This window comes from Achromobacter sp. CSND-B12 (assembly GCF_052906545.1).
Genome location: NZ_JBREGJ010000001.1, coordinates 2,348,821 through 2,367,238, shown reverse-complemented (window position 1 = coordinate 2,367,238; position 18,418 = coordinate 2,348,821). Strand labels below are relative to the sequence as shown.

Sequence of the window (18,418 nt, the reverse complement as noted above, 5' to 3'; positions counted from 1 at the left end):
GGCATTCCTCACTGTTCGATGCCGGTGGCGGTCACCAGCACCGGGTAGTGGCGCAGCCCCAGGCGCCTGGCCAGTTCGTCCCCGGACGCCGGCGCCAGCATCAGCCCGGGCGCCAGGGCACGCAGTGACGCAAGTGCCCGTGGTGACTCGACCTGGACCACCAACCCCACGGCCCCGAGCTCGCGCAGCGCCGGGGCACGCTGGCGCAGCCAGGCATGGGAGCGCTGGTCATCACCAACCAGGAACATCGGAGTGAGCCCAGGCGCCTGGATCGCCCGGGGAGCCACATCGCCAGGGGCCAAATGGGCAGAACGCACCGGCAGCATGGCCGCCTCGCCAGAAGGCCCTTCGGGCAGGCGTGGCATCTCGATCCTGGGAGATGGCCTGCTTCCGGTGCGCGGTTGCAGGTCCAGGGCCTGGTAATAAGGCAGCGCGGAGGCACCGCCGTGATCCTCGACGACGATCAAGGGCGGCGATTGTGCGAAAGCGGCTGGCACGGACACGAGCGGCAGCAAGCCGATCAGCCACGGCACAGCCGGACGGAAGATTCGAGGCTTCATGGCAGGGTTCTCCGGGTATCCGCGCCCCGCGCTGGCTCGCCCAGAACGCGGGCCAGGTGGCGTCCAACGCTTTGGCGGTAGCGCGCAGCGGGTGCGCCACCAGCGGGACGGTGGTAGCGGCCGATCGTGATCAGCCAGTCCTGGCCAGGCGCGTGCTGCTCGCGCAGGATCTGCGCGGCCAGCGCCAGGTTCCGATAGGGATCGAGCAGTTCGCAGGGGTGGTCGTAGCGGTGACGCTGGTAGCCCAGGTTGATCTGGCCCAGGCCGGCGTCGATGCGGGTGCGCGGCACGTCGCGCAATGCCTGGTGCAGGCCGGCGCAGGCCTCGGTGCGGGTGGCGAACCGATGCGATGCCCCGGCCACGTTGAGCGTCCAGGGCCAGGGCACGAGGCGGCCGTGGTACCGGGTGCCACTCTCCTGCAAGGCCACCGCGTACAACACCGCCGCCGGAATGCCCGCACGCTGTGCCGCGAACTGGTAGGCCGGCGGCGGAACCTCCCCGGCCTTCGCCTGGCCGAGTGGCCAGCAAGCCAGCAGCAGGAGCGCGAGACGCGCGAGGCCTACTGTCGCTGCCATTGGCCGCCGACCTGGCGCACGACGGCGGGCAGTTCGCCCTGCAGGCCGAGGGACAGCCAGCGGCCACCGTCGTGGTTGAGGGTGATGTGCCGGGCGTGCACCTTCGCCGGGTCGATACGGGCCCGGCGTGCCCATTCACGGATGCGCGCGTCGTCGGCGCGACTGCCGACGACATAGACATCGAACTCGACGCCCGACGCCTGCAGCCGCTGCACGGCCTGGTCGCAGGCGGTACAGCCGTCCTTCACGAAGACGGCGATTCGGTCGGCGCCTGATGCGATGGCGGTGCCCGCGCCGGTCGGCTTGGCACCGGGCAGGTTGACCCGCGCCATGCCCGGCGCGATCCGTTGCCAGGCGGCGTCGTAGGCACGCTGGTAGGCCAGCGTCTTCTCGACCCGCCGGGCTTCGGCCCGAACCTGCAGTTCCGCGTAGCGGCGGCGCTCCTCGTCGGAACGTGCTTCGATGCCGAGGACCGTGAGCGGGTCGAGGCTGGGCGAGTAGACACCCAGTGGCCCCTGCATCAACTCGCGGTAGCGCGTCCATTCGTCCGTGCGCAGCCCCCAGTCCTGCGCCCGCTGTTCGTCGCTGCGAGCGATGGCCGCAGGCGCTTCACGGCTCGGCGCCGTCCTGGCCGCGGTGGTTGCACCGGTGGGCTGGGCAAGTGCCACCTGCATGGCGGGAGCGGCCAGCAACACGGCCATCAATGGCGGGATCAAGTAGCGCGGGACCATCGGCATGGGCCTCCCTATCGGGGCGGGATGGGCAGCCGGCGGATCTCGTCACCCTGCTGGAAGACGGCGCCATCGCGCTCGATGCCGTCCAGCCGCCAGCCGGCCTCCGACTCGCCGGCGCGCAGCAGGCGGACATCGGCCAGCCCGGTGCCACCGACAGGCATCACCGACACGAAATGCTCTCCCGCACGCAGTTCCACTCCGATCAGGCGGAATGAAGGCTCAACAGGCTTGGGTTGGGCCGTCACAGGTTGGGACGGCCGTGGTGCGGGCAGTTTTGGCTGGCGCGAGACCGGGCGGGCTTCCAGTCGCGTGACGCGGTTTTCCAATGCGTGCAGCGCATCGGTGGCGGCGTAGTGGGCCTGCGCCAGCTCGATCGCCGCCAGCCGTTGGTCCAACGCCGCGGTGTCCTGCTCGTAGCGCGCCTGCGGCAAGGCGGCGGGCTCAGTATGGCGTTGTTCGATCCGATGCGAGAGGCCATCCACTCGGGATTCGAGCAGAGACACCTGCGCGGTGGGCGCGAAGGCCTGGGTCTGTTCAGCCAGCCCGGACAAGGCCATGTGATCCACCAGCACCACCGCGCTGACGAGCAACAACCAGGTTGCGGCCGCGACCCGCAGCAGCGTCGTGCGCTGGCCCGTCGCCGAGTCCCGGATGGTCATGGCGCAACCTCCTGGATCAGCGGAGCGGGCTCAGCCGAACGGTTGATTTCCGGTGGCTTGGGCTCGTGCTGCGTACGAGCCTCCCTGAGTCTGCGGATGAAGCACACCTTCCGCTCACCGTCGTCGACCTGCAGATCCCAGGCGGGACCGGCCAGGGTCAAGAGCGCGTCGCGCAGCAGGAGCGGGCCGAGCCGGTAGTGAGCCGCCGGCAACGGCAAGGCCAGCAGATCGGCGGACTGTTCGTCGCACAGTCGGTAGCCGGAACGCAGGACGAGGTGCCGGAGGGCATCCCCGACGGTGGCGCCCAGCGTGCCGGGGATATCCACATCCACCACTTGCAGCAACACGTCGTGCTGGGCCGCCGTCGGCGCGAGTTCAACCAGGGTGTAGCGGCCATACCGCGTCACCGGCACGAAATCCGGCACGGCTTCGGGCGCGATGTCGATGGCTTCGGATGCGGGCGTCGGTGGCACGGCGTTCGTCATCGCGCAGCCGCTGGCCATGGCGGCCAGGAGCAAGCCGGGCAAACGGATCAGATGGCTGCGTCCGGCGATACGGAAGGGCTGGCGGGATGGGCGCATGGATCGGTGTCCTGAACAACGAGCCATCACCATCGCCGCGCCGGCCCTCTGCCGCAGCAAACAAAGCGAATCCGTCGGCTCCCGATTTGCCAGGAAAAATGCCGGCGACCATAAGGCCGCCGGCATGCAAGGCATGGATCATGCCGCCACGAGCTGTCGTGCCAATGCCACCTCGACGGAATCACCGTCCTGGTTCAGGACATCGAGCCCGGACTCCGGCACGTCGCCCGACGTGCTTTGCGACACCATGATCTTCCGGGCCATCAACCCCAGGCAGGTCATCTGCGAGGAGTTGGCGTAGCCGAGGTAGATCACGCGCACCGGCTGCTTCTGGCCAATGCGCCAGGAGCGCCGGGCGGCCTGCTGCAGCGAATACACGTTGTACCCGCTCTGGAGGAACACGATGGTCGGGAAGTCCAGCAGGTCCAGGCCGGTTTTCACCAGTTCGGGATTGGTGATGAGCACGTCGATGCCACGGTCCAACTGCTCGGCGATCCAGTCCTCGCGGCGGGAGGCATCCACGCTCGCGCGCAGTACCGCCACCTTGAAGCCTTCCTGCTCCAGCAGCACCTTCAAGCGCGACGTGGTGTCGCGCGTGCCGGTGTAGACCGAATAGACCAGGGTCTTGCGACCTTCCGCCTTCTCCTGCCGGCAGATCTCGATCAGCTCGCGTTCCTTGGGCATCACCTCCAGTTCGTTGAACTGAGCCGGTACGAACGCCAAGGTGTTGCGCGTGCGCGGATGCACCACCGTTTCCGACCGGAAGCAGCAGTCCGGCCAGGCCAGCAGCACGTTGAGGACCACACCGAGCAGCGTCGTGTCGCGCTTCGCCAGGGCCTGCTTCAGCTCCTGGGTCAGCCGACCCGCCAGATCGCGATAGGCCGCGGCTTGCGCCGTGTCCATCGCGACTTCGCGGAACTCCTCGTCGTAGGGCGGCAGCACGTTGCCACCGATGTCCTTCAGCTTGAGGAAGACGGTGAACGGCAGGACGCAACGCAGCACGCCCTTGGGACCGAAACCCGGCGCCTTGACCGTGCGTACCGATACCTTGGTGCCCTTGGCCGTCTTGTGCGCCGTGCCGGTGCTCTCGGAGTAGATGTCCTTCAAGACACCGTGATCGCGCATGAACGCCATCGCGGCCGACGTCATGCTGCCGCTCTTCGTCGGCCGGTAGCCGTCTTCGATCATCCGCCCCGGCAGGGCTCGGAACAGCAGGTGGAACAGGTCGTCGCCGTAGCCGCCCATCAGCGTGCCGGTGAGCAGCAGCGTCTTGCGCGCCTTGGCCGCCAACACCCCCATGGCCTGGCCCTGTGCGGAGCCGCCGTTCTTGTACTCGTGTGCCTCGTCGGCGATGAGCAGGTCGAACGTGCCCTGGGGAAGCTGCCTCTTGATGAACTCGGACGGCTGGTAGCCGCCCTCGCCGAAGCCAAACTCCATGTTGGCCATCGCGCGTTCCATCCGGTGGGCTTGCCGATCCGAGAAGACCAGTTCGCCGCGGTCGTCCATCAGGTTGATGAACTCGTGGATGTTGTCCCCGAGCATCGACGCGAGGAAGGCGTCACCGAACTTCTGCATCAGCTTCTGCGCGGTGACTTCGCCGATGGTTGGAATACGCTTCAGTGCCTTGAGCACGGTCGAGGACTGGTCGCTCGCGGACAAGCCCCTCGGTCGGATCAGCGTCCACAGCGGTGCACGGCAGTGGCTGCACTTGCGGCGGGACTCCTCGGCTTCCAGCTCGACCGGGTTGATCGGCTCGCCGTCGAGGTCGGTGACGACATGCCCGCAATCCGGGCAGGCCCCCACGTCGCCGTGAGGGGTGCGCCGCCGAACGAAGACAGGTTTCCAGTGGAACCCCATCCGCATCCGCACGCGGCCCAGGACGAAGAACTCCTGGCCCTGGGCCGGCACGCCCAACTGCTCGCGCAGTTTCAGCAGCTTGACCAGCGTGTCCGGGCCGTTGAGCACCCAGACCTTGGCACCGGCCACCGTCTCCTGGATCTCGCGCCGCCACTTGTAGACCAGGTGGGGTGGCGAGAGCACCAGGGTGCGGCGGTAGCCTTCGGCGTTGAGCACGGCGGCCGTGGCGATGCCGACGGTCGTCTTGCCGCAACCCATCTCGCCATTGACGATCGCGGCGCGTTCGCCGCGGTCGACCAGTAGCTCGGTGACGGCATGGACCACATCGGCTTGCGCCGGGAACAGCTTGCGCTTGAGTGCGGCGAGGATCATTTGCCGATGCACCCGCACCTGACCGGTGTAGACCGGAGGATTGGCGCGGTTCAGCGAATCGAGCAACTCGTCGCCGAACTCCGATACGAAATCCTGCAGGCTGAGTGTGAGAGGAGAAGATGCCGCTTCGAGCAGGTCGCCCTGCACAGCGGTTACGGGAACGGTTTCGAGATCGAGGGACATGGTGATGCTCCAAAGCAATGGGGCATGCACCTCCCACACGGGGCGGTGACATGCCCCTGGGTGGGAAGAAAGACGCGGCAAAGAAACGTGTAGGTGCCGCTGGATGCGGATCAGTATTCGCTGGGCAACAGCAGCGTGGTGACGCTGCGATCCCATTCGGTGATGATCCAGAGCTTCAGGTCGCGCGTGACCTGGTAGGACGAGAACAGACGATCCTCGCCGGACTTCAGCGCGGCGTCGTTCTGCCGCCGATCGCTGTCGTCCAGGTCGCCCCAGTCGCCATGAAGATGGCGGCGCAGGTACGGCGTGGGGTTGAGCCGGCCCTGTCGGACCAGCTCGTCGACGCCGGCGGTCATGACCACCTGCCCGGGCGAAAAGCGTGCTTGTGAGGCGATGTTGAGGACTGCGAGTGCCATGGTGGTATCTCCTTCTGGAAGAAGGGGCCACGGCACCCCATCGGGGCAACGTGACCCCGGTGGGTGGATGAAAGCGACGGCGAACCGTCAGGGAACAGCGATCAGCGGATGGTCAGCACTTCGCCCCACGTGGGTGAGCCCAGCGTCAAGTCCCATGCGCGGATGACCGGCACGAACTTGTCGGTGAGGATGCGCGTCTCGGCCACGGAGCCGTCGTCGCGTTCGGTGTATTCCGTCTGGAGGGTCTTCTCCTTGTGGGTATCACCTTTGACGACGAGCACGCGCCCGCTCTTGGACTTCACTACGCCGGAGATCGCACCTGCGGCCAAGGCCAGGGCGAGATGCCAGTGCGACAAGGCCCGCGCGGGCGGACGCAGCGATTGCTGCGCGGCGCCCAGGTGCGTATCGAGCGCCGGCCAGAGTCCTTGCAGCCGGCCGACTTCATCGGCGAACTGCTCGGGCTCCATCGTCACGCGATAGAAGTGCTCCGGCTCGGCCGGGCTGGCAGGGACGGTGTACGGCAGGAACGGCCATTCGAGCGGCAGCTCCTCGGCTTCGGCGTCACCCTGTCCGATCTGCAGCAGCAGACCGCGCACGGCCTTGGCCGATTCCGATGCCTGGTCGCGCTGACGAATCCTGCGACCGAAGATCACCACCTGCTTGAACTGCGTTTCCACCGCACGGTAGATACGCAGGTCGGCGAAGTGGCGCGTCAGCCATCCGACCAGCTCGGCGTCAAGCACGTAGGACGGCACGATGAAGATCAACACGCCGCCGTACTGCAGCAGCGGCAGCGCACGCTGGTAGAACAGCTTTTCCAGCCGCGCACGGCCCTGACCCTGATAGCCGATGTTGCCGTTCACGTCCTTGCTCAGGTCGCCATACGGCGGGTTCAGCCACAGCAGCCCGAAGGACTGGCGCGAGATCAGCGTGTCCATCAGGTCACCGTGGATGCAGCGATCGACCAGTTTCCGTGCGTGGCGGGCACGCTCGGCGTCGTACTCGACGGCGAAGGCCTGGACCTGCTCGCGCCCGAGGGCGTGGGCGGCTTCAGCGATCGCCACGCCTTCGCCGGCGCAGGGATCGAGGATGGACATGGCGCCGGGAGACGGCGCCAGCGCGGACAAGGCCCGCTCCAGCGTCGGCTCGTCGGTGGGGAAGTAGCCGTTACGAATGAAGTTGCGCGCCAGGCGCGGAAACATGAGTGCCATGGATTTCTCCTGGTGATGGATGAAGGAAGGCGGGCACGCGCGGCGCGCATGCCCGTGGGGATGGCTCACGCCACACGCCGAAGCGGTGCGTTCGCGGCCAGTTCGTACTGCGTGGCGCCGAGGGTGCCGTTGCGGATCAGCTCGCCCAACGCCTTCGTCAGCGCCGGGACATCGAGGGCCAGCCGATGGCCTCCCAGCGGCCCGAGGGCCAAGGGAAGACCGGTCAGCATTCGCCGTGTCTGCAACAGCGCCAGCACGGTGTCGCGCCAGTGGTCGAGCAGTGGCAGCGGGCAGGTCTCCTGCACCAGCGTCCACAGCCGGTCGAGCCGGTGAGCGGAATCCCTGGGCAGAAGCGCCAGCGCGCTGGCGTTGGCCTTGTCTGGCTTCACGCAGCGACGATCGAACAGCCACAGATTTGTCAGCGAACCGAACAGCGTTCGCCGATAGGCACGGGTGATGCGCTTTTCCAGGTTCTCGACGTTGCCGACGAAGACCGGGATGGATGCGCCCTGCTCGGTGATGACGTGGAACTGGTCCAGCCCCTGTTCGTCCCGGCCGAGGGTCAGGCGGGCGAGGAACTCCTGAACGGCGGTGTCGCGCGCCCAGATCGAGAGAAAGACCAGATTGCCCTGCTCGTCACCGACGCAACCGTCGGCCATGAGGTCGGGGCATTCGTCGATGCGGTACAGCGGCTTCGCGGAAGAAGGTGCAGGCATGGTGATGTCCTCTTGGAAAAGAAGGAGCAACCACAGCCCGCGGGGCCGTGCTTGCCCCGGTTGGGTGAAGGAAGATACGTTCCGCTAGGCAGCGCGCCCAGCGTGGAAGCGGTGGACCCGCTCGCGCCACTCGGGGCTTTGCACCGGCGCCATGTCGAGATAGCGCAGCGGGCACGAGTAGTAGTACGGATGCACGGACTCGTCGAGGGACTTGTAGCCCCAATCGCCGCCCGAGCTTTCCAGCAGATGGCAGCCGATGTAGCAGACGGACTCACCGGCCGCGAGGCCCATGACGCCCGCCTGCCTGGCGGTGACGCGAACCACGGTCCACAGGACGTCGCCGTCCAGTGTGTGGTCGATGACTTCGCAGCAAGCGCGTTCGGACGCCTGCGGAGCGAGCAACTCGCGGATCAACTGATCGCGCGTCTGACGAACGAAGGTCCAGCCCATGAGGGTCTCCTTGAAGAAAAGGCCGGAGCCATCCCCGTCGGGGGAGAGCCCCGGCGGGTGGCGGAATGCCGCGCAAGGCGGCGGATGGATCAGGCAGCCTTGAGGTGCCAGTCCTGGGACAACGGAGCGAACTCGTAGCCCAGCTTGTCGAGACGGTCGCGCTGCTGACGCAGCACACGACGATCCACGGTCGCATCGAGCTTCACGGTCTCGCCCAGAGGCCACAAGGCACCGAACAGCGCCGCGTCGTCTGCCTCGGCCGAGGCCGCAGCGGACACGGGGGCCGGTTCGCTGCCGAACGGCGTGGTATCGATCAGGGGATCGCGCGGACTGCGCGGCTTCGCCTTCGGCTTGGCCGGGGGCGATGCCGGCGCGGGCGTCTGCGCTTCCTCGTCGATCGGATCGACTTCCTGCGGACTCAGCCGGCGGGCTTCGTCGCGGCTCAGGGCGTCGATGTTGGACAGCGTCATCCCGCCCAGATGGGCGCGGATCTCGATGACCATGCGGCCGTTGGCGTTGTACGTGGAGGGGCGAATCTCGACGATGACGAAATCACCGTCGTACTTGCCCTCGCGGTACTGATCGAGTTCGGCGTTCTTCACGACGAACTCGCCGATCGAGGTCGCCAGGCGGCCGACGTTGAAGTCGCCGTTCCTGCCGTGGATGGTCTTGATGGCCAGTTGGCCGGGGATGGTGATCATGAAGGTCTCCTGCTGACGAAGAGAAGACAAGGCCCCGGGGATGGGGCCTTGCGGATCAGAACGACTCGGCAACGGCCAGTGCGGGCGCATCGGCTGCGTCTTTGGCAGCATCGGTAACGGGCTCGGAAGGCTCCGGTGCCGAGGCTTGCTGCGCAGCGGGCGCGTCGGACGTCACAGGGACTTCCGGCTCCCGCTCGTCGGTCTCGGTCGGCTTGGGTTCGGACTTGTAGACGAGCTTGCCGTCGACCTTGATCCAACTGACGAACAGCAGGCGGGCCTTGAGGCTCACCCCCTGCTCGCCGGCACGCTTGCCCTTGGAGTAGGTAAAGGTGTCGGTCCACAGGTCGCCCAGGCGGAAGCCGATCATCACCTTCTTCTCGGCGTCGACCGCCTGAATGCAGCGGCGCACCAGGTGCTGCGCTTCCGATCCCGATACGCGCGTGTCGAAACGCACATACGAGACGTCATCGCTGGGACCGTTCAGGGCTGCGATGTCGCAGGCCAGGAACGCATCGCCTTTCTTGGGCTTCACTTCGCGGATGCGATTGAGGTACCCGAGGCCGGTGATGTGCAGATCGAAGTAGGACTTTTCGGTGGAAGTGGTCATGGTGAATCTCCTGGGAACAATGAGGCGGAGACACACCCGACCCAAGGCGGGGAAGGTGTGGAACCCCCGCGTGGGTTGATGGAACAGCTTGGTGGCATCGCCATCGAGAACCGATGGCCGTTCGCGCATGGATGCCGGTGCGAACTGGTGTGATCAACGCGGTCGGAACCGCGTCGCACCCGGAAACGGGCATGGAAGGACGGCTGATCACCGATCCAAGAACCTCATGATCCGGATCGCTGCCCGTTTCGATTACTTGATCAGCGTTGCCTTAAACCCCAGCGGGTGGATGAAGTGGCAACCGGTCAGCCGGCCGCGGCGTCGGGCCGCCCTGGTGGCGGGCGGTGCAGGTCAGTGGAAGATGGTGATTTGGGACATGGCCGCTCCTGCGAAAAGAAGGAGGGACATGGCCCCGAACGGGGACGCATGTCCCTCGTCGGGTGGGATGAAAGGACGGTGGGTTGCCAGGCGCGGCTCACCAGCCGTTGTAGTGCAGCGTGAGGTCGGCGAGGACCTTGCGCCGCTCCAGGTCGAGGCCGCCGAGGTCGGACAGCCCCTCGAAGCCGCAACGCTTGAGCATCGCGCCGCCCTCGCGGGCGTTGTAGAAGCTCACCATCGCGGACAGGAACATCCGTTGACCGCTGCTCAGCACACCCAGTGCGTCGTTGAGCATCAGCATGTTGGGCCGCAGGTCCCACTTGGTGGTGGCACGCTGCAGACCTTCGCGTGTGCCGTCGCCGAACCATTCGGCACCGGCGATGTTCACGCCGCGCTTCCACGCCTCGAAGAAGGCTTGGGGCGCGGCGGCGAAGTGCTGTTTTTCCAGCTTGATCTGATCAAGTACCTCTTGAGGCAGAGCACGGTTCATGACGGGGGCTCCTGGTGATTGGATTCACGGGTGGAGGCGCTGCTGCCAGCGGCCCGTTTGCAGGGCGTGCTCGGCAGCGTGGTGCGAGCGGAAGAAGCTGGCCGACTCGCGCGAGACGGGACCATCCGCATCGGCGGTGCCGATGTAGTGGCCGGCTGCGCTGCACAGCACCTGCAGGGGCAGGCGCTTGCCGACGTAGGCCAGGGCCTGGTAGCCGATGGATTCGGCGCGGGCCTGTTCAGCACTCAAAGGGGCTGTTGCGAACGCGAGAGACATGTGGTTCCTCCTGGTGGTTGAAGACCGGGAGCACCACGCCCCGTCGGGAGCGGAGACCTCCCGAAAGGTTGAACATCGAAAGCACCACGCGTCGTGGCGACGCGCGTCCGCGGTGGTCGGTGCGAGGCGGACTGGATCGATCAACGCGGCGAGGCGCGTTGCAGCCTTGAAGACCGGAGCTGCCAGGGCATGGTGCTGACGACCGTCAGCGACACATGCGGAAAGGATGGAAGCGCGGCGGCGCACCGTCGCCGATCAAACGGAACCGCGCGCCGTCCGGTTTGGCCCGAGCACTGCCGGCAGCAGCAGTGCACGATCCTTCCGCCCACGACAAAGGCGCCGAAGCCCCGTAGGGCTTCGGCTGGAGAAGAATCAATCCACCTGTGGGCTGCAAGCAGGCCAGGCCGTCGTCAAAGCCATTCGCTGCGTCAGCAATCTCACCCGGCCCGTTTCGTGGCTGGAGCCGGCATCCTCTGGCGTGCATCCGCACACAAAGGGAACCCGTTGTTCCGCCGGCGGGCACCGGCACCGAATACCGTCGACCGCAAGCGGTCTCCTGGCACCTCGCAGCCTTGCGGGCCAAGGCGTCAGGAGACCGCTCGCGGATGTACGGAACAACCTGGATCAAAGGAACCGCGTTGCGCGCGATTCGACGGAGCAATGACCTTCTCGCCCTGCCAGCCGTGAGGCCTGTGCAGGACGCGCACACCGTTGCAGAAGGGAACGCGCGCTGGGGAGTCCCGCGGGGCGCGGGAGGTTTGCCCCGCCGTCGGGAAGATCCGGCGTGGCAGCGGGAGACGTGGGCGTCAGTTCGCCTTGGGGCGCCGGCGCGGTGTCCTGGAGGTGCGACCGGATGCGCCGCGCTTGCCTGCCGGGGCATCTTCGACCGGCTGCGTACCTTTGCAGTCCGGGTAGCGGCTGCACGACCAGAACGCGCCGCTCTTGCCGCTACGCTGGCGCATCGGGGCGCCGCACTGCGGGCAGTCCGGCGCGGGCGGCAGCTTGAGGTCCAGCGTGGCGCCGCGGTACTGCTGCACGAGCCGGGCGACCCAGCTCGATTGCTTGGCGATGAAGGTGTCCAGCGTCATCTGGCCGGCCTCGATCATGTCCAGTGCCTGCTCCCACACCGCCGTGGTCCCCGGGTCGGCGATGGCCGCCGGCACGGCGTCGATCAACGTGAAGGCCGCATCCGATGCACGGATGGCGCGGCCTTTCTTCAAGAGATAGCCGCGGGCCAGCAGCCCGCTGATGATGTTGGCGCGCGTCGCCTCGGTGCCGATGCCCGTGGTGTCCTTCAGCTTCTGCTTCAGGCGCGGGTCGGTCACGAGCTTGGCGACGCCCTTCATGGCCTTGACCAGCTCGCCCTGCGTGTAGGGCTTGGGCGGCAGCGTCTTCAATGCCTTCAGCTCGACCTGACCGACTTGACAGGCATCGCCAGTCTTCAACGGCGGCAACACTTGGCTTTGCTGCGCATCGTCCCGGTCCGTGTCGTCAAGGGCCGGCGCCGCCAGCACCTGGCGCCATCCGGCCACCGCGATCTGCTTGCCCACCGCCACCAGCGACTGCCCGCCGCACGTGAGCTGCGCCACCGTCCGGTCGAACTCGTGATGCGGCAGGAACTGCGCGAGGTAGTGGGCACGGATCAGCCGGTAGACGGCCAACTCCTTGTCGGTCATCGCCGAGAGATTGGCCGGCTCCAGCGTGGGGATGATGCCGTGATGTGCCGTGACCTTGCCGTCGTTCCAGGCTCGCGAACGCTGCTGGCGGTCCAGGCGGTCGATCAGCGGCCGCAGGCTGGGATCGGTCTTGACCAGGCTGTCGAGCACGGCCGGCACCTCGGCCAGCATGCTCTCGGGCAGGTAGCCCGAATCCGAGCGCGGATACGTCGTCGCCTTGTGCGTCTCGTATAGCGCCTGGGCAATGTCCAGCGTCTCCTGCACGTCGAGGCCCAACTGCTTGGAACAGACTTCCTGCAAGGTACCGAGGTCGAACGGCAGCGGCGGGCCTTCGCGCACGCGCTCGGTTTCGACCGACAGCACTTGGGCGGAGCCGGCCTTGCGCAGTCGCTCGGCGGCCTGCTGAGCCACCGGCTGTTGCAGGCAGCGGCCCGCATCGTCGCCGCTGCCTTGCGGCGGCGTCCAGCTAGCGACGAAGGACTGGCCTGCATGCGAAAGCGCAACCTCGATGGCCCAGAACGGTACGCAGACGAAGCGCGCGATCTCGCGATCACGATCGACGACCAACTTCAGCGTCGGCGTCTGCACGCGGCCCACCGACAGCACGCCGGTATAGCCGGCCTGGCGCCCCAGCAGGGTGAACAGGCGGCTCAGGTTCATCCCGATCAGCCAGTCGGCGCGCGATCGGGCGAGTGCGGAGAAATACAGCGGCAGCGTCTCGGCGGACGGCTTGAGCGCACCCAGCGCCTTGCGGATCGACGCATCGTTGAGCGCCGACAGCCACAGGCGCTGAATCGGCCCGCGGTAGCCGCACAGGTCGATGATCTCGCGGGCGATCATCTCGCCCTCGCGGTCGGCGTCGGTCGCAATCACCAGCTCGCCCGCCTTGGCGACGAGTTGCTGAACGACCTTGAATTGCGCTGCGGTCGCCGCCTTGGGCTCGACACGCCAACGCTCAGGAAGAATGGGCAGTTGCTCGATGGCCCAGCGCTTGTATTGCTCGCCGTAGCCTTCGGGTGGAACCGTCTCCACCAGATGACCGATGCACCAGGTCACGACGACGCCGGCGCCGCTGTAGCAGCCGTTGCCGCGTTGGCTGGCGCCCAGCACACGGGCGATGTCCTTGCCCTGGGACGGCTTCTCGCACAGGAACACGCGCATGAAGCCTCCTTGGAAATGTGGGGTTCATCTGATGGGCGTCAGCTTGGCGGGGCCAGGAGATGCCGGCAGCAAGGAAGCCGATTGATGCAGACACCGCTTTTTTGATCGGCAGGCGGTCCGTTGCAGCAGCCGTACGCATAGACCGCAGGAGCTGGCGCAGCAAGAGCATTGTTTCGGGAGGGCGGCTGGAACTCCGTGGACGACCTTGGAGCTATCCCCTGGGGATAGCTCGCTGGTGCATCGCGGGCGTATGACGGTTGCTACAGCCGCCCTCGGGGGAACGGCGATGGGCGAATTACTGTCCGCCGGCAGGCTTGGCGCTGAGCGCCACCGACTCGATGCGGTACGGCAGGATGCCCACGCGCCGCGCCTCGACCTTGAACGTTACGCGCTCGTTCTCGTCGGCGTCCTCCCATTCGTCGCGCACGGTGCGGCCCTCGACCAGCACCCGCATGCCTTTCTGGTACAGCGTCTTCCAGTGCTCGGCGTCGCGGTGCCACAGCTCCACGGGCGCCCAGAAGCCGCCGCGATCTTCGTACTCGCCGTCCTTCTTCGGGATCGGGTTGTCGAAGTAGACGTTCAGGCGAAGCAGCCGGCGCGGCTCGTCGTTGCCGTTCGGAAATTCGCGGTAGTCCGGCGCAGAACCGATGTTGCCCTCGCCGACGAATTGCGTGCTCATGGTGACTCCTTGGTGGTGGGTGGAACGGAGGCGGTATGCCCGTGGACACGCCGCAGGTAAGCCGCTTCGGCCTGCGCGGCCTTGTTGGCGCATTCCAGGGCTTGGCGAGCGATGCTGTGGGTCAGGCTGATCTGCATGTTCAGCACGATGCGCTGCAGTTCCATCGCGTACAGCTCGTCGATCAGCGAGGCCGGCGTCGCGGGGTTGGCCAGCAGGGCCTCCCACAACGCCACGCCCATGGAGGAACGGTCCAGGTTGCGCCAGCGCAGGAAGGTCGTCCCTGCGCCAGTGGCTTGCTGGGCCAGCTGCACGTCGAGCAGGCTGAAGGGGTAGGCGCGCGCCTGGGGCAGCACGCGCCGCTGCGCCAGGCCAATCACGTCGTCGCGCAGCGCTGCGCACTGGCTGGCCCAGGTCTCCAGACTCCCCTTACCCTTAAAAGGCTGTAAAAGGCCTTTTAGGTAGCCTGCGTGTTCCAGCCGCTGGAAGTCCGTCTGTTCCAGCGCCACGAAGCGCGTGGAGTGGCGGATGGGGGGCGATGCGGTCATGCGCCAGTCCCCTTGTCGCCCGCTGCACCATCGGCTGCGCCGTCCGTGGGAACCGGCGCATCGGGCTCGATGGCAGGCGCAGCAGACGGCGTGCCGGGCTTGGTTGTCCGCCGCGCGATCGGTGGCGCGAAGCGCGAGCGGCGCGTGCCTTCCAACACGTCCTGCGGCAGCTCGCCGAACTTCTCCAATGCTGCTCTCGCCGCGGCGTTCTTCGCCGCGAAGTCGTCGCGTGTCGTCCCCGAGTAGCGGTACTGCTGGGCCAGCGAGAACAGGCTGCGCAGCGCGTGCGCACCATCATTGAGCCAGCGCTCCAGGGTGCTGCGGTCGATCAGCGCCGTGTGGTGCGCCAGGATGAGTTTGCGTGCCAAGTCATCGTAGTCAGCCAGCAAGTACACCGCCATGAAGCCGAGCTGCGCGTTGACGAACAGCGGCAGCTTCACCGGCTGCACGTTCATGTTCTCGCCCAGCGACAGTGCCGGCGGCACGTCGGCCAGCGCCTGGTCCACCTGCTCGCGCAGCGCCTGCAGGCGGGTCTTGGTATCGGCCAGCTTGTCCTCGACCCTGAGCATCCACCAGTCGCTGTAGGGGTCGTCCTGCTCCGAACCCCGCTTCATCTTGTTCATCGCGCTGATGAAGCCGTTGAGACCGATGATGCCGGGGCGTCCTTCCGCTGGCACTCGGCCATGCCAGATGCGCGAGGCGTGGTGCGTGTGCAGCGTCAGCGACATCGCGCTGCGCAGCGATCCGAGATTCAGTTGCAGGGGTTCGTTTGCCATGTGGGCGACTCGCGTAGGGGAACGGAGTCGCCAGCATCGGCACCGGTCGGAAGGCCGTCAGTCAAGAAACCGTATCCAAGGCCCGCCCGGTTTGTTCGCCGGAAAGCTCCCTGTCCCAGCTATCCCCTGGGGATAGCCTCGCGGCGGGTGGCGACGCCAGGCGCCGCCTGCTGTTCCAACTGTGCAATGAAACCTTCGAACTGGTCGTCGGCGACATCGGCATGGCAGCCGGCGGCGATGTCGGCCCAGCCCATGCAGGCTGCTTCCTGTAGCGCCTTGAGTTTGGCTGCTTCAGGCTCCTTGGCATTCATGGCAAATCTCCTGTGAGGAAAACCGCCTTCACTCCCGTGCCGGCGGCCACTGCTGCGCGGCGTGCAACACGCGCAGGATGGACACCGCGCGAGCGTCTTCCATGTAGACCACCACGTAGTTCGAGCGCACGACCATTTCCCGCGTGCCGGCCACGCGGCCAGGCCGGTAGAGCTTCGGGCGCTCCGGCAGCTTCGCGGCCTTGGCCTCGATGTCGTCCTTCAACCGCTGCGCGGCATCGGGGTTGTCGTCCGAGATGTAGTCAACAATCGCCAGCAGGTCGGCGCGGGCAGCTTCGCGCCACTCAAGTACGCGCACGCCGCTTCCTGTCGATCAGGGCCTGCGCCTCGTCCATGACCTGCTGGTGCGGCACCGGCGGCCGTGTGTCGGCCAGCGCCTCCTGGACCTTCGCCCGGAACCAGGCATCGTAGGCCTCCGGATCGGCCGTGAGGCCAGCCGGCAGCGCGCCTTCCTTGACCACACGGGTCAGCAGGATGCGTACGGCGTCCGAAACGGTGAGGCCGACCCCGGCGAGCTTCTCGGCAGCATCGGCCTTGAGCTTGTCGTCCACACGGATGTGCAGCATCGAAGTCTGTGCGGCCATCGTTGCTTCTCCTGTTATGCATTAGCCCTATTTTGTATCTCAATTGAGACCTTGACAAGGGAGTGGCCGGATTGCCCGCCGGAAGGCTCCCTGTCCCAGCTATCCCCTGGGGATAGCTCGGCCGGTCACGGGTCGCGCAGGGCCGCCCGCAGCCGCGCCAGGTGGGCGCGCGCCACTTCGGGGGATACCGGCGGTGCCGATGGCGCCGGTGCCGGCGCGGGTGGACGGGAAGCAGGCGGCACCGTGGCGCTGTCGCCCGCCCAGGCCTTGAACTCCCCACGGATCGCCTTCTGCACGATGCCGAACAGATAGCCGGCCGGGTTGCGCACAGCGCTGTTGCGGCAGCGTGCCTCCCATTCGTCGAGCACGGCCTGCCGCTGGGCCTCGTCCACCTGTTGCAGCGCCACCAGCGCACCGGCCTGTTGCTCGTCCTTCAAGCGCAGGAAGCGCTCGGGTAGCCGCAGGTTCTGCAAGGCCCTCGCGCGCGGTACTGTACGTACTTCTTTATTTATACGATTCATACGTACTGTACGGTCCTCCTTCGGAATCCGAAGATGGCCGTCCTGCGCGGGTTCCAGCCCCGCTTCGGATTCCGAAGACGGGCGCGTGCCATTCCGAAGCAGGGCTTCCTGGCCTTCTTCGGATTCGTGGTCCGCACCCTCCTGTGGATAACCTGGCGTCGTCCAGCCATGCAGCGCCATGCGCTGCGCCAGCACCTGCAATCGGGTCGGCAGCGTGCGGCCGCTGAGCAGCGGGTCTTCGGCAATCTCCTTGAGTGTGTTCATGCCCACGATCTGTACCGCCTTGGCGGCATGGGTCAGCGCCTGGCTGACCAGGCCGAGGTAGTCGGCATCGAGCTGCATCGCCTCGAAGGGCGACAGCGGTTCGTCGTGCAGCACATAGAGGTTGCCTTGGATGCGGCCGGTCTTCGGGTCGCGCCGCCGTCGCACCAGGCTCAGCCAGCGCGTCAGCCGCAGCAGCGTCAGGGCGCGCGCCACGGTCTCGTGCGATGCCTGCGCCGCGCAGGGCATCGAGGCCAGGTAGGGGCGCAATTGGTCGTAGGTGGGAAAGGCTGTCACGCCGTCGTCGCTGAGCTGCAGGCGGAACACCTGCCAGGCGTTGCGCTCCAGCGGCGTCAGGCGCCGGTCGAGGAACAGTCTGCGCGGCACGCTCTCATGGCGGTTGCCGCTGTAGAGAAAGCCGTCCTGGCTCGGCGCCGTGCCCTGCGCCGGTTCCTTCGGCTCAAGGTGCCGCAGCGCCTCGTCGAACAACGCCGACAGCGCAACGGGGCCTTCGCGCCGTGGTGCGCCGGCCGTCGTCATGGCTACACCAGCCCCTGGTCGATCCAGTTCCGTATCGCCGACCAGATCACCGACATGGGCAGGGTCATGGCCTCGGCCAGATCCATGGTCAGCGCCAGCATCGCCATGTCGTCGGTCAGGGCGATATGGCGCTCGGCGACGCCGGCCTTCCAGCGCTCCCACAAGGCCACGTCCTGCGTCTCGTCGAGCACCGGATGCCGGCCCTTGCGCTTGGGCAGCCCGAGGATGTCGCGGCGCAGCGCCACTTCCTGATGCGTGAGGCCGTAGAACTTGCTGACCATCTCCGTGCTCGCCCCCAGGCGCAGCATGCGGTCCACCGTGGCGATCTCCCGCTCCACGTCGTGCACCTGGCTTAGCAGCCGCTTCAACACTTCCCGGTTCACCGACACCGAACACCACGACACCGTGGCATTCACCAGCATGCTCACGAGTTCGGGGTGCTTCAGCGCATCCAGTTCCTCCTCGCCGAAGCCCATGGCCTTGCAGCGGCGCAACTGGCCGTTGCGCAGGTCATGCAGGGCCTGGGCGATCACGGCCTGGTTGAGTGGGTGCGGTGCCGACATGCGGGAGCCTCCTGCGC

Annotated in this window: 23 protein-coding genes; all 23 read right to left on the bottom strand. The window is 66.9% G+C overall.

Annotated features, from left to right (window positions below; translation table 11 throughout):
- Window positions 1-8: 8 nt before the first annotated feature.
- The 23 genes from ACUTAG_RS11010 to ACUTAG_RS10900 all read right to left on the bottom strand — a co-directional run bounded on the left by ACUTAG_RS11010 (window position 9) and on the right by ACUTAG_RS10900 (window position 18,401).
- Window positions 9-560 carry an integrating conjugative element protein gene (locus ACUTAG_RS11010; RefSeq protein WP_446650153.1) on the bottom strand — a complete coding sequence of 184 codons (552 nt, stop codon included), beginning with the start codon at window positions 558-560 and terminating at the stop codon, window positions 9-11.
- Complete coding sequence (locus ACUTAG_RS11005) at window positions 557-1,135, bottom strand: lytic transglycosylase domain-containing protein (protein WP_446650152.1); 579 nt, start codon at window positions 1,133-1,135, stop codon at window positions 557-559. Before ACUTAG_RS11005 ends, ACUTAG_RS11010 begins: the two co-directional genes overlap by 4 nt.
- A complete protein-coding gene (locus ACUTAG_RS11000; protein WP_121493408.1) occupies window positions 1,120-1,866 on the bottom strand; it encodes a TIGR03759 family integrating conjugative element protein in 747 nt (248 codons plus the stop codon). The genes ACUTAG_RS11005 and ACUTAG_RS11000 overlap by 16 nt, the downstream gene beginning before the upstream one ends.
- 14 nt (window positions 1,867-1,880) lie before the next feature.
- Complete coding sequence (locus ACUTAG_RS10995) at window positions 1,881-2,528, bottom strand: hypothetical protein (protein WP_446650151.1); 648 nt, start codon at window positions 2,526-2,528, stop codon at window positions 1,881-1,883.
- The gene (pilL2, locus tag ACUTAG_RS10990) at window positions 2,525-3,109 is read right to left on the bottom strand and encodes a PFGI-1 class ICE element type IV pilus protein PilL2 (protein ID WP_446650150.1); all 585 of its coding nucleotides are present in this window, start codon (window positions 3,107-3,109) and stop codon (window positions 2,525-2,527) included. The genes ACUTAG_RS10995 and pilL2 overlap by 4 nt, the downstream gene beginning before the upstream one ends.
- Window positions 3,110-3,247: 138 nt before the next feature.
- Window positions 3,248-5,521 carry a helicase-related protein gene (locus ACUTAG_RS10985; RefSeq protein WP_162949436.1) on the bottom strand — a complete coding sequence of 758 codons (2,274 nt, stop codon included), beginning with the start codon at window positions 5,519-5,521 and terminating at the stop codon, window positions 3,248-3,250.
- 110 nt (window positions 5,522-5,631) lie between these two features.
- On the bottom strand, window positions 5,632-5,937 hold the full coding sequence (locus tag ACUTAG_RS10980) for a hypothetical protein (protein WP_121493391.1): 306 nt from the start codon (window positions 5,935-5,937) through the stop codon (window positions 5,632-5,634).
- A gap of 101 nt (window positions 5,938-6,038) precedes the next feature.
- The gene (locus tag ACUTAG_RS10975) at window positions 6,039-7,148 is read right to left on the bottom strand and encodes a DUF6094 domain-containing protein (RefSeq protein ID WP_121493392.1); all 1,110 of its coding nucleotides are present in this window, start codon (window positions 7,146-7,148) and stop codon (window positions 6,039-6,041) included.
- 65 nt (window positions 7,149-7,213) lie between these two features.
- Window positions 7,214-7,864, bottom strand: a complete 651-nt coding sequence (locus ACUTAG_RS10970; RefSeq protein ID WP_446650149.1) for a hypothetical protein — start codon at window positions 7,862-7,864, stop codon at window positions 7,214-7,216.
- 84 nt (window positions 7,865-7,948) lie between these two features.
- A complete protein-coding gene (locus tag ACUTAG_RS10965; protein WP_446650148.1) occupies window positions 7,949-8,314 on the bottom strand; it encodes a hypothetical protein in 366 nt (121 codons plus the stop codon).
- Window positions 8,315-8,403: 89 nt separating this feature from the next.
- Window positions 8,404-9,015: a DUF3275 family protein gene (locus ACUTAG_RS10960; protein ID WP_142096573.1), complete on the bottom strand. Its 612-nt coding sequence runs from the start codon at window positions 9,013-9,015 to the stop codon at window positions 8,404-8,406.
- Between the two features lie 55 nt (window positions 9,016-9,070).
- Complete coding sequence (locus ACUTAG_RS10955) at window positions 9,071-9,622, bottom strand: STY4534 family ICE replication protein (protein WP_446650147.1); 552 nt, start codon at window positions 9,620-9,622, stop codon at window positions 9,071-9,073.
- A gap of 475 nt (window positions 9,623-10,097) precedes the next feature.
- Window positions 10,098-10,490, bottom strand: coding sequence for a hypothetical protein (locus ACUTAG_RS10950; RefSeq protein ID WP_150554689.1), 393 nt, complete (start codon window positions 10,488-10,490; stop codon window positions 10,098-10,100).
- 24 nt (window positions 10,491-10,514) lie between these two features.
- Window positions 10,515-10,766 carry a hypothetical protein gene (locus ACUTAG_RS10945; protein ID WP_142096571.1) on the bottom strand — a complete coding sequence of 84 codons (252 nt, stop codon included), beginning with the start codon at window positions 10,764-10,766 and terminating at the stop codon, window positions 10,515-10,517.
- 806 nt (window positions 10,767-11,572) lie between these two features.
- On the bottom strand, window positions 11,573-13,603 hold the full coding sequence (locus ACUTAG_RS10940; protein ID WP_142096568.1) for a DNA topoisomerase III: 2,031 nt from the start codon (window positions 13,601-13,603) through the stop codon (window positions 11,573-11,575).
- Window positions 13,604-13,898: 295 nt separating this feature from the next.
- Window positions 13,899-14,282 carry a single-stranded DNA-binding protein gene (locus ACUTAG_RS10935; RefSeq protein WP_446650146.1) on the bottom strand — a complete coding sequence of 128 codons (384 nt, stop codon included), beginning with the start codon at window positions 14,280-14,282 and terminating at the stop codon, window positions 13,899-13,901.
- Window positions 14,279-14,827: a DUF3158 family protein gene (locus ACUTAG_RS10930; RefSeq protein WP_142096565.1), complete on the bottom strand. Its 549-nt coding sequence runs from the start codon at window positions 14,825-14,827 to the stop codon at window positions 14,279-14,281. Before ACUTAG_RS10930 ends, ACUTAG_RS10935 begins: the two co-directional genes overlap by 4 nt.
- The gene (locus ACUTAG_RS10925) at window positions 14,824-15,603 is read right to left on the bottom strand and encodes a PFL_4669 family integrating conjugative element protein (protein ID WP_142096562.1); all 780 of its coding nucleotides are present in this window, start codon (window positions 15,601-15,603) and stop codon (window positions 14,824-14,826) included. Before ACUTAG_RS10925 ends, ACUTAG_RS10930 begins: the two co-directional genes overlap by 4 nt.
- A gap of 119 nt (window positions 15,604-15,722) precedes the next feature.
- Window positions 15,723-15,914 (bottom strand): hypothetical protein, encoded by a 192-nt coding sequence (locus ACUTAG_RS10920; RefSeq protein WP_446650145.1) that lies wholly within the window; start codon window positions 15,912-15,914, stop codon window positions 15,723-15,725.
- 28 nt (window positions 15,915-15,942) lie between these two features.
- The gene (locus ACUTAG_RS10915; RefSeq protein ID WP_019372855.1) at window positions 15,943-16,230 is read right to left on the bottom strand and encodes a type II toxin-antitoxin system RelE/ParE family toxin; all 288 of its coding nucleotides are present in this window, start codon (window positions 16,228-16,230) and stop codon (window positions 15,943-15,945) included.
- Window positions 16,217-16,516 carry a type II toxin-antitoxin system RelB family antitoxin gene (gene relB / locus ACUTAG_RS10910; RefSeq protein WP_009618210.1) on the bottom strand — a complete coding sequence of 100 codons (300 nt, stop codon included), beginning with the start codon at window positions 16,514-16,516 and terminating at the stop codon, window positions 16,217-16,219. The genes ACUTAG_RS10915 and relB overlap by 14 nt, the downstream gene beginning before the upstream one ends.
- A gap of 125 nt (window positions 16,517-16,641) precedes the next feature.
- Window positions 16,642-17,838, bottom strand: coding sequence for an STY4528 family pathogenicity island replication protein (locus ACUTAG_RS10905; RefSeq protein ID WP_446650144.1), 1,197 nt, complete (start codon window positions 17,836-17,838; stop codon window positions 16,642-16,644).
- A gap of 2 nt (window positions 17,839-17,840) precedes the next feature.
- Window positions 17,841-18,401 (bottom strand): DUF2857 domain-containing protein, encoded by a 561-nt coding sequence (locus ACUTAG_RS10900; protein WP_446650143.1) that lies wholly within the window; start codon window positions 18,399-18,401, stop codon window positions 17,841-17,843.
- Window positions 18,402-18,418: the final 17 nt, after the last annotated feature.

Bases quoted from the DNA above. Each gene is read 5' to 3' on its own strand.
- ACUTAG_RS11010 (WP_446650153.1), bottom strand. From the start codon at position 560: ATGAAGCCTCGAATCTTCCGTCCGGCTGTGCCGTGGCTGATCGGCTTG.
- ACUTAG_RS11005 (WP_446650152.1), bottom strand. From the start codon at position 1,135: ATGGCAGCGACAGTAGGCCTCGCGCGTCTCGCGCTCCTGCTGCTGGCT.
- ACUTAG_RS11000 (WP_121493408.1), bottom strand. From the start codon at position 1,866: ATGGTCCCGCGCTACTTGATCCCGCCATTGATGGCCGTGTTGCTGGCC.
- ACUTAG_RS10995 (WP_446650151.1), bottom strand. From the start codon at position 2,528: ATGACCATCCGGGACTCGGCGACGGGCCAGCGCACGACGCTGCTGCGG.
- pilL2 (WP_446650150.1), bottom strand. From the start codon at position 3,109: ATGCGCCCATCCCGCCAGCCCTTCCGTATCGCCGGACGCAGCCATCTG.
- ACUTAG_RS10985 (WP_162949436.1), bottom strand. From the start codon at position 5,521: ATGTCCCTCGATCTCGAAACCGTTCCCGTAACCGCTGTGCAGGGCGAC.
- ACUTAG_RS10980 (WP_121493391.1), bottom strand. From the start codon at position 5,937: ATGGCACTCGCAGTCCTCAACATCGCCTCACAAGCACGCTTTTCGCCC.
- ACUTAG_RS10975 (WP_121493392.1), bottom strand. From the start codon at position 7,148: ATGGCACTCATGTTTCCGCGCCTGGCGCGCAACTTCATTCGTAACGGC.
- ACUTAG_RS10970 (WP_446650149.1), bottom strand. From the start codon at position 7,864: ATGCCTGCACCTTCTTCCGCGAAGCCGCTGTACCGCATCGACGAATGC.
- ACUTAG_RS10965 (WP_446650148.1), bottom strand. From the start codon at position 8,314: ATGGGCTGGACCTTCGTTCGTCAGACGCGCGATCAGTTGATCCGCGAG.
- ACUTAG_RS10960 (WP_142096573.1), bottom strand. From the start codon at position 9,015: ATGATCACCATCCCCGGCCAACTGGCCATCAAGACCATCCACGGCAGG.
- ACUTAG_RS10955 (WP_446650147.1), bottom strand. From the start codon at position 9,622: ATGACCACTTCCACCGAAAAGTCCTACTTCGATCTGCACATCACCGGC.
- ACUTAG_RS10950 (WP_150554689.1), bottom strand. From the start codon at position 10,490: ATGAACCGTGCTCTGCCTCAAGAGGTACTTGATCAGATCAAGCTGGAA.
- ACUTAG_RS10945 (WP_142096571.1), bottom strand. From the start codon at position 10,766: ATGTCTCTCGCGTTCGCAACAGCCCCTTTGAGTGCTGAACAGGCCCGC.
- ACUTAG_RS10940 (WP_142096568.1), bottom strand. From the start codon at position 13,603: ATGCGCGTGTTCCTGTGCGAGAAGCCGTCCCAGGGCAAGGACATCGCC.
- ACUTAG_RS10935 (WP_446650146.1), bottom strand. From the start codon at position 14,282: ATGAGCACGCAATTCGTCGGCGAGGGCAACATCGGTTCTGCGCCGGAC.
- ACUTAG_RS10930 (WP_142096565.1), bottom strand. From the start codon at position 14,827: ATGACCGCATCGCCCCCCATCCGCCACTCCACGCGCTTCGTGGCGCTG.
- ACUTAG_RS10925 (WP_142096562.1), bottom strand. From the start codon at position 15,603: ATGGCAAACGAACCCCTGCAACTGAATCTCGGATCGCTGCGCAGCGCG.
- ACUTAG_RS10920 (WP_446650145.1), bottom strand. From the start codon at position 15,914: ATGAATGCCAAGGAGCCTGAAGCAGCCAAACTCAAGGCGCTACAGGAA.
- relB (WP_009618210.1), bottom strand. From the start codon at position 16,516: ATGGCCGCACAGACTTCGATGCTGCACATCCGTGTGGACGACAAGCTC.
- ACUTAG_RS10905 (WP_446650144.1), bottom strand. From the start codon at position 17,838: ATGACGACGGCCGGCGCACCACGGCGCGAAGGCCCCGTTGCGCTGTCG.
- ACUTAG_RS10900 (WP_446650143.1), bottom strand. From the start codon at position 18,401: ATGTCGGCACCGCACCCACTCAACCAGGCCGTGATCGCCCAGGCCCTG.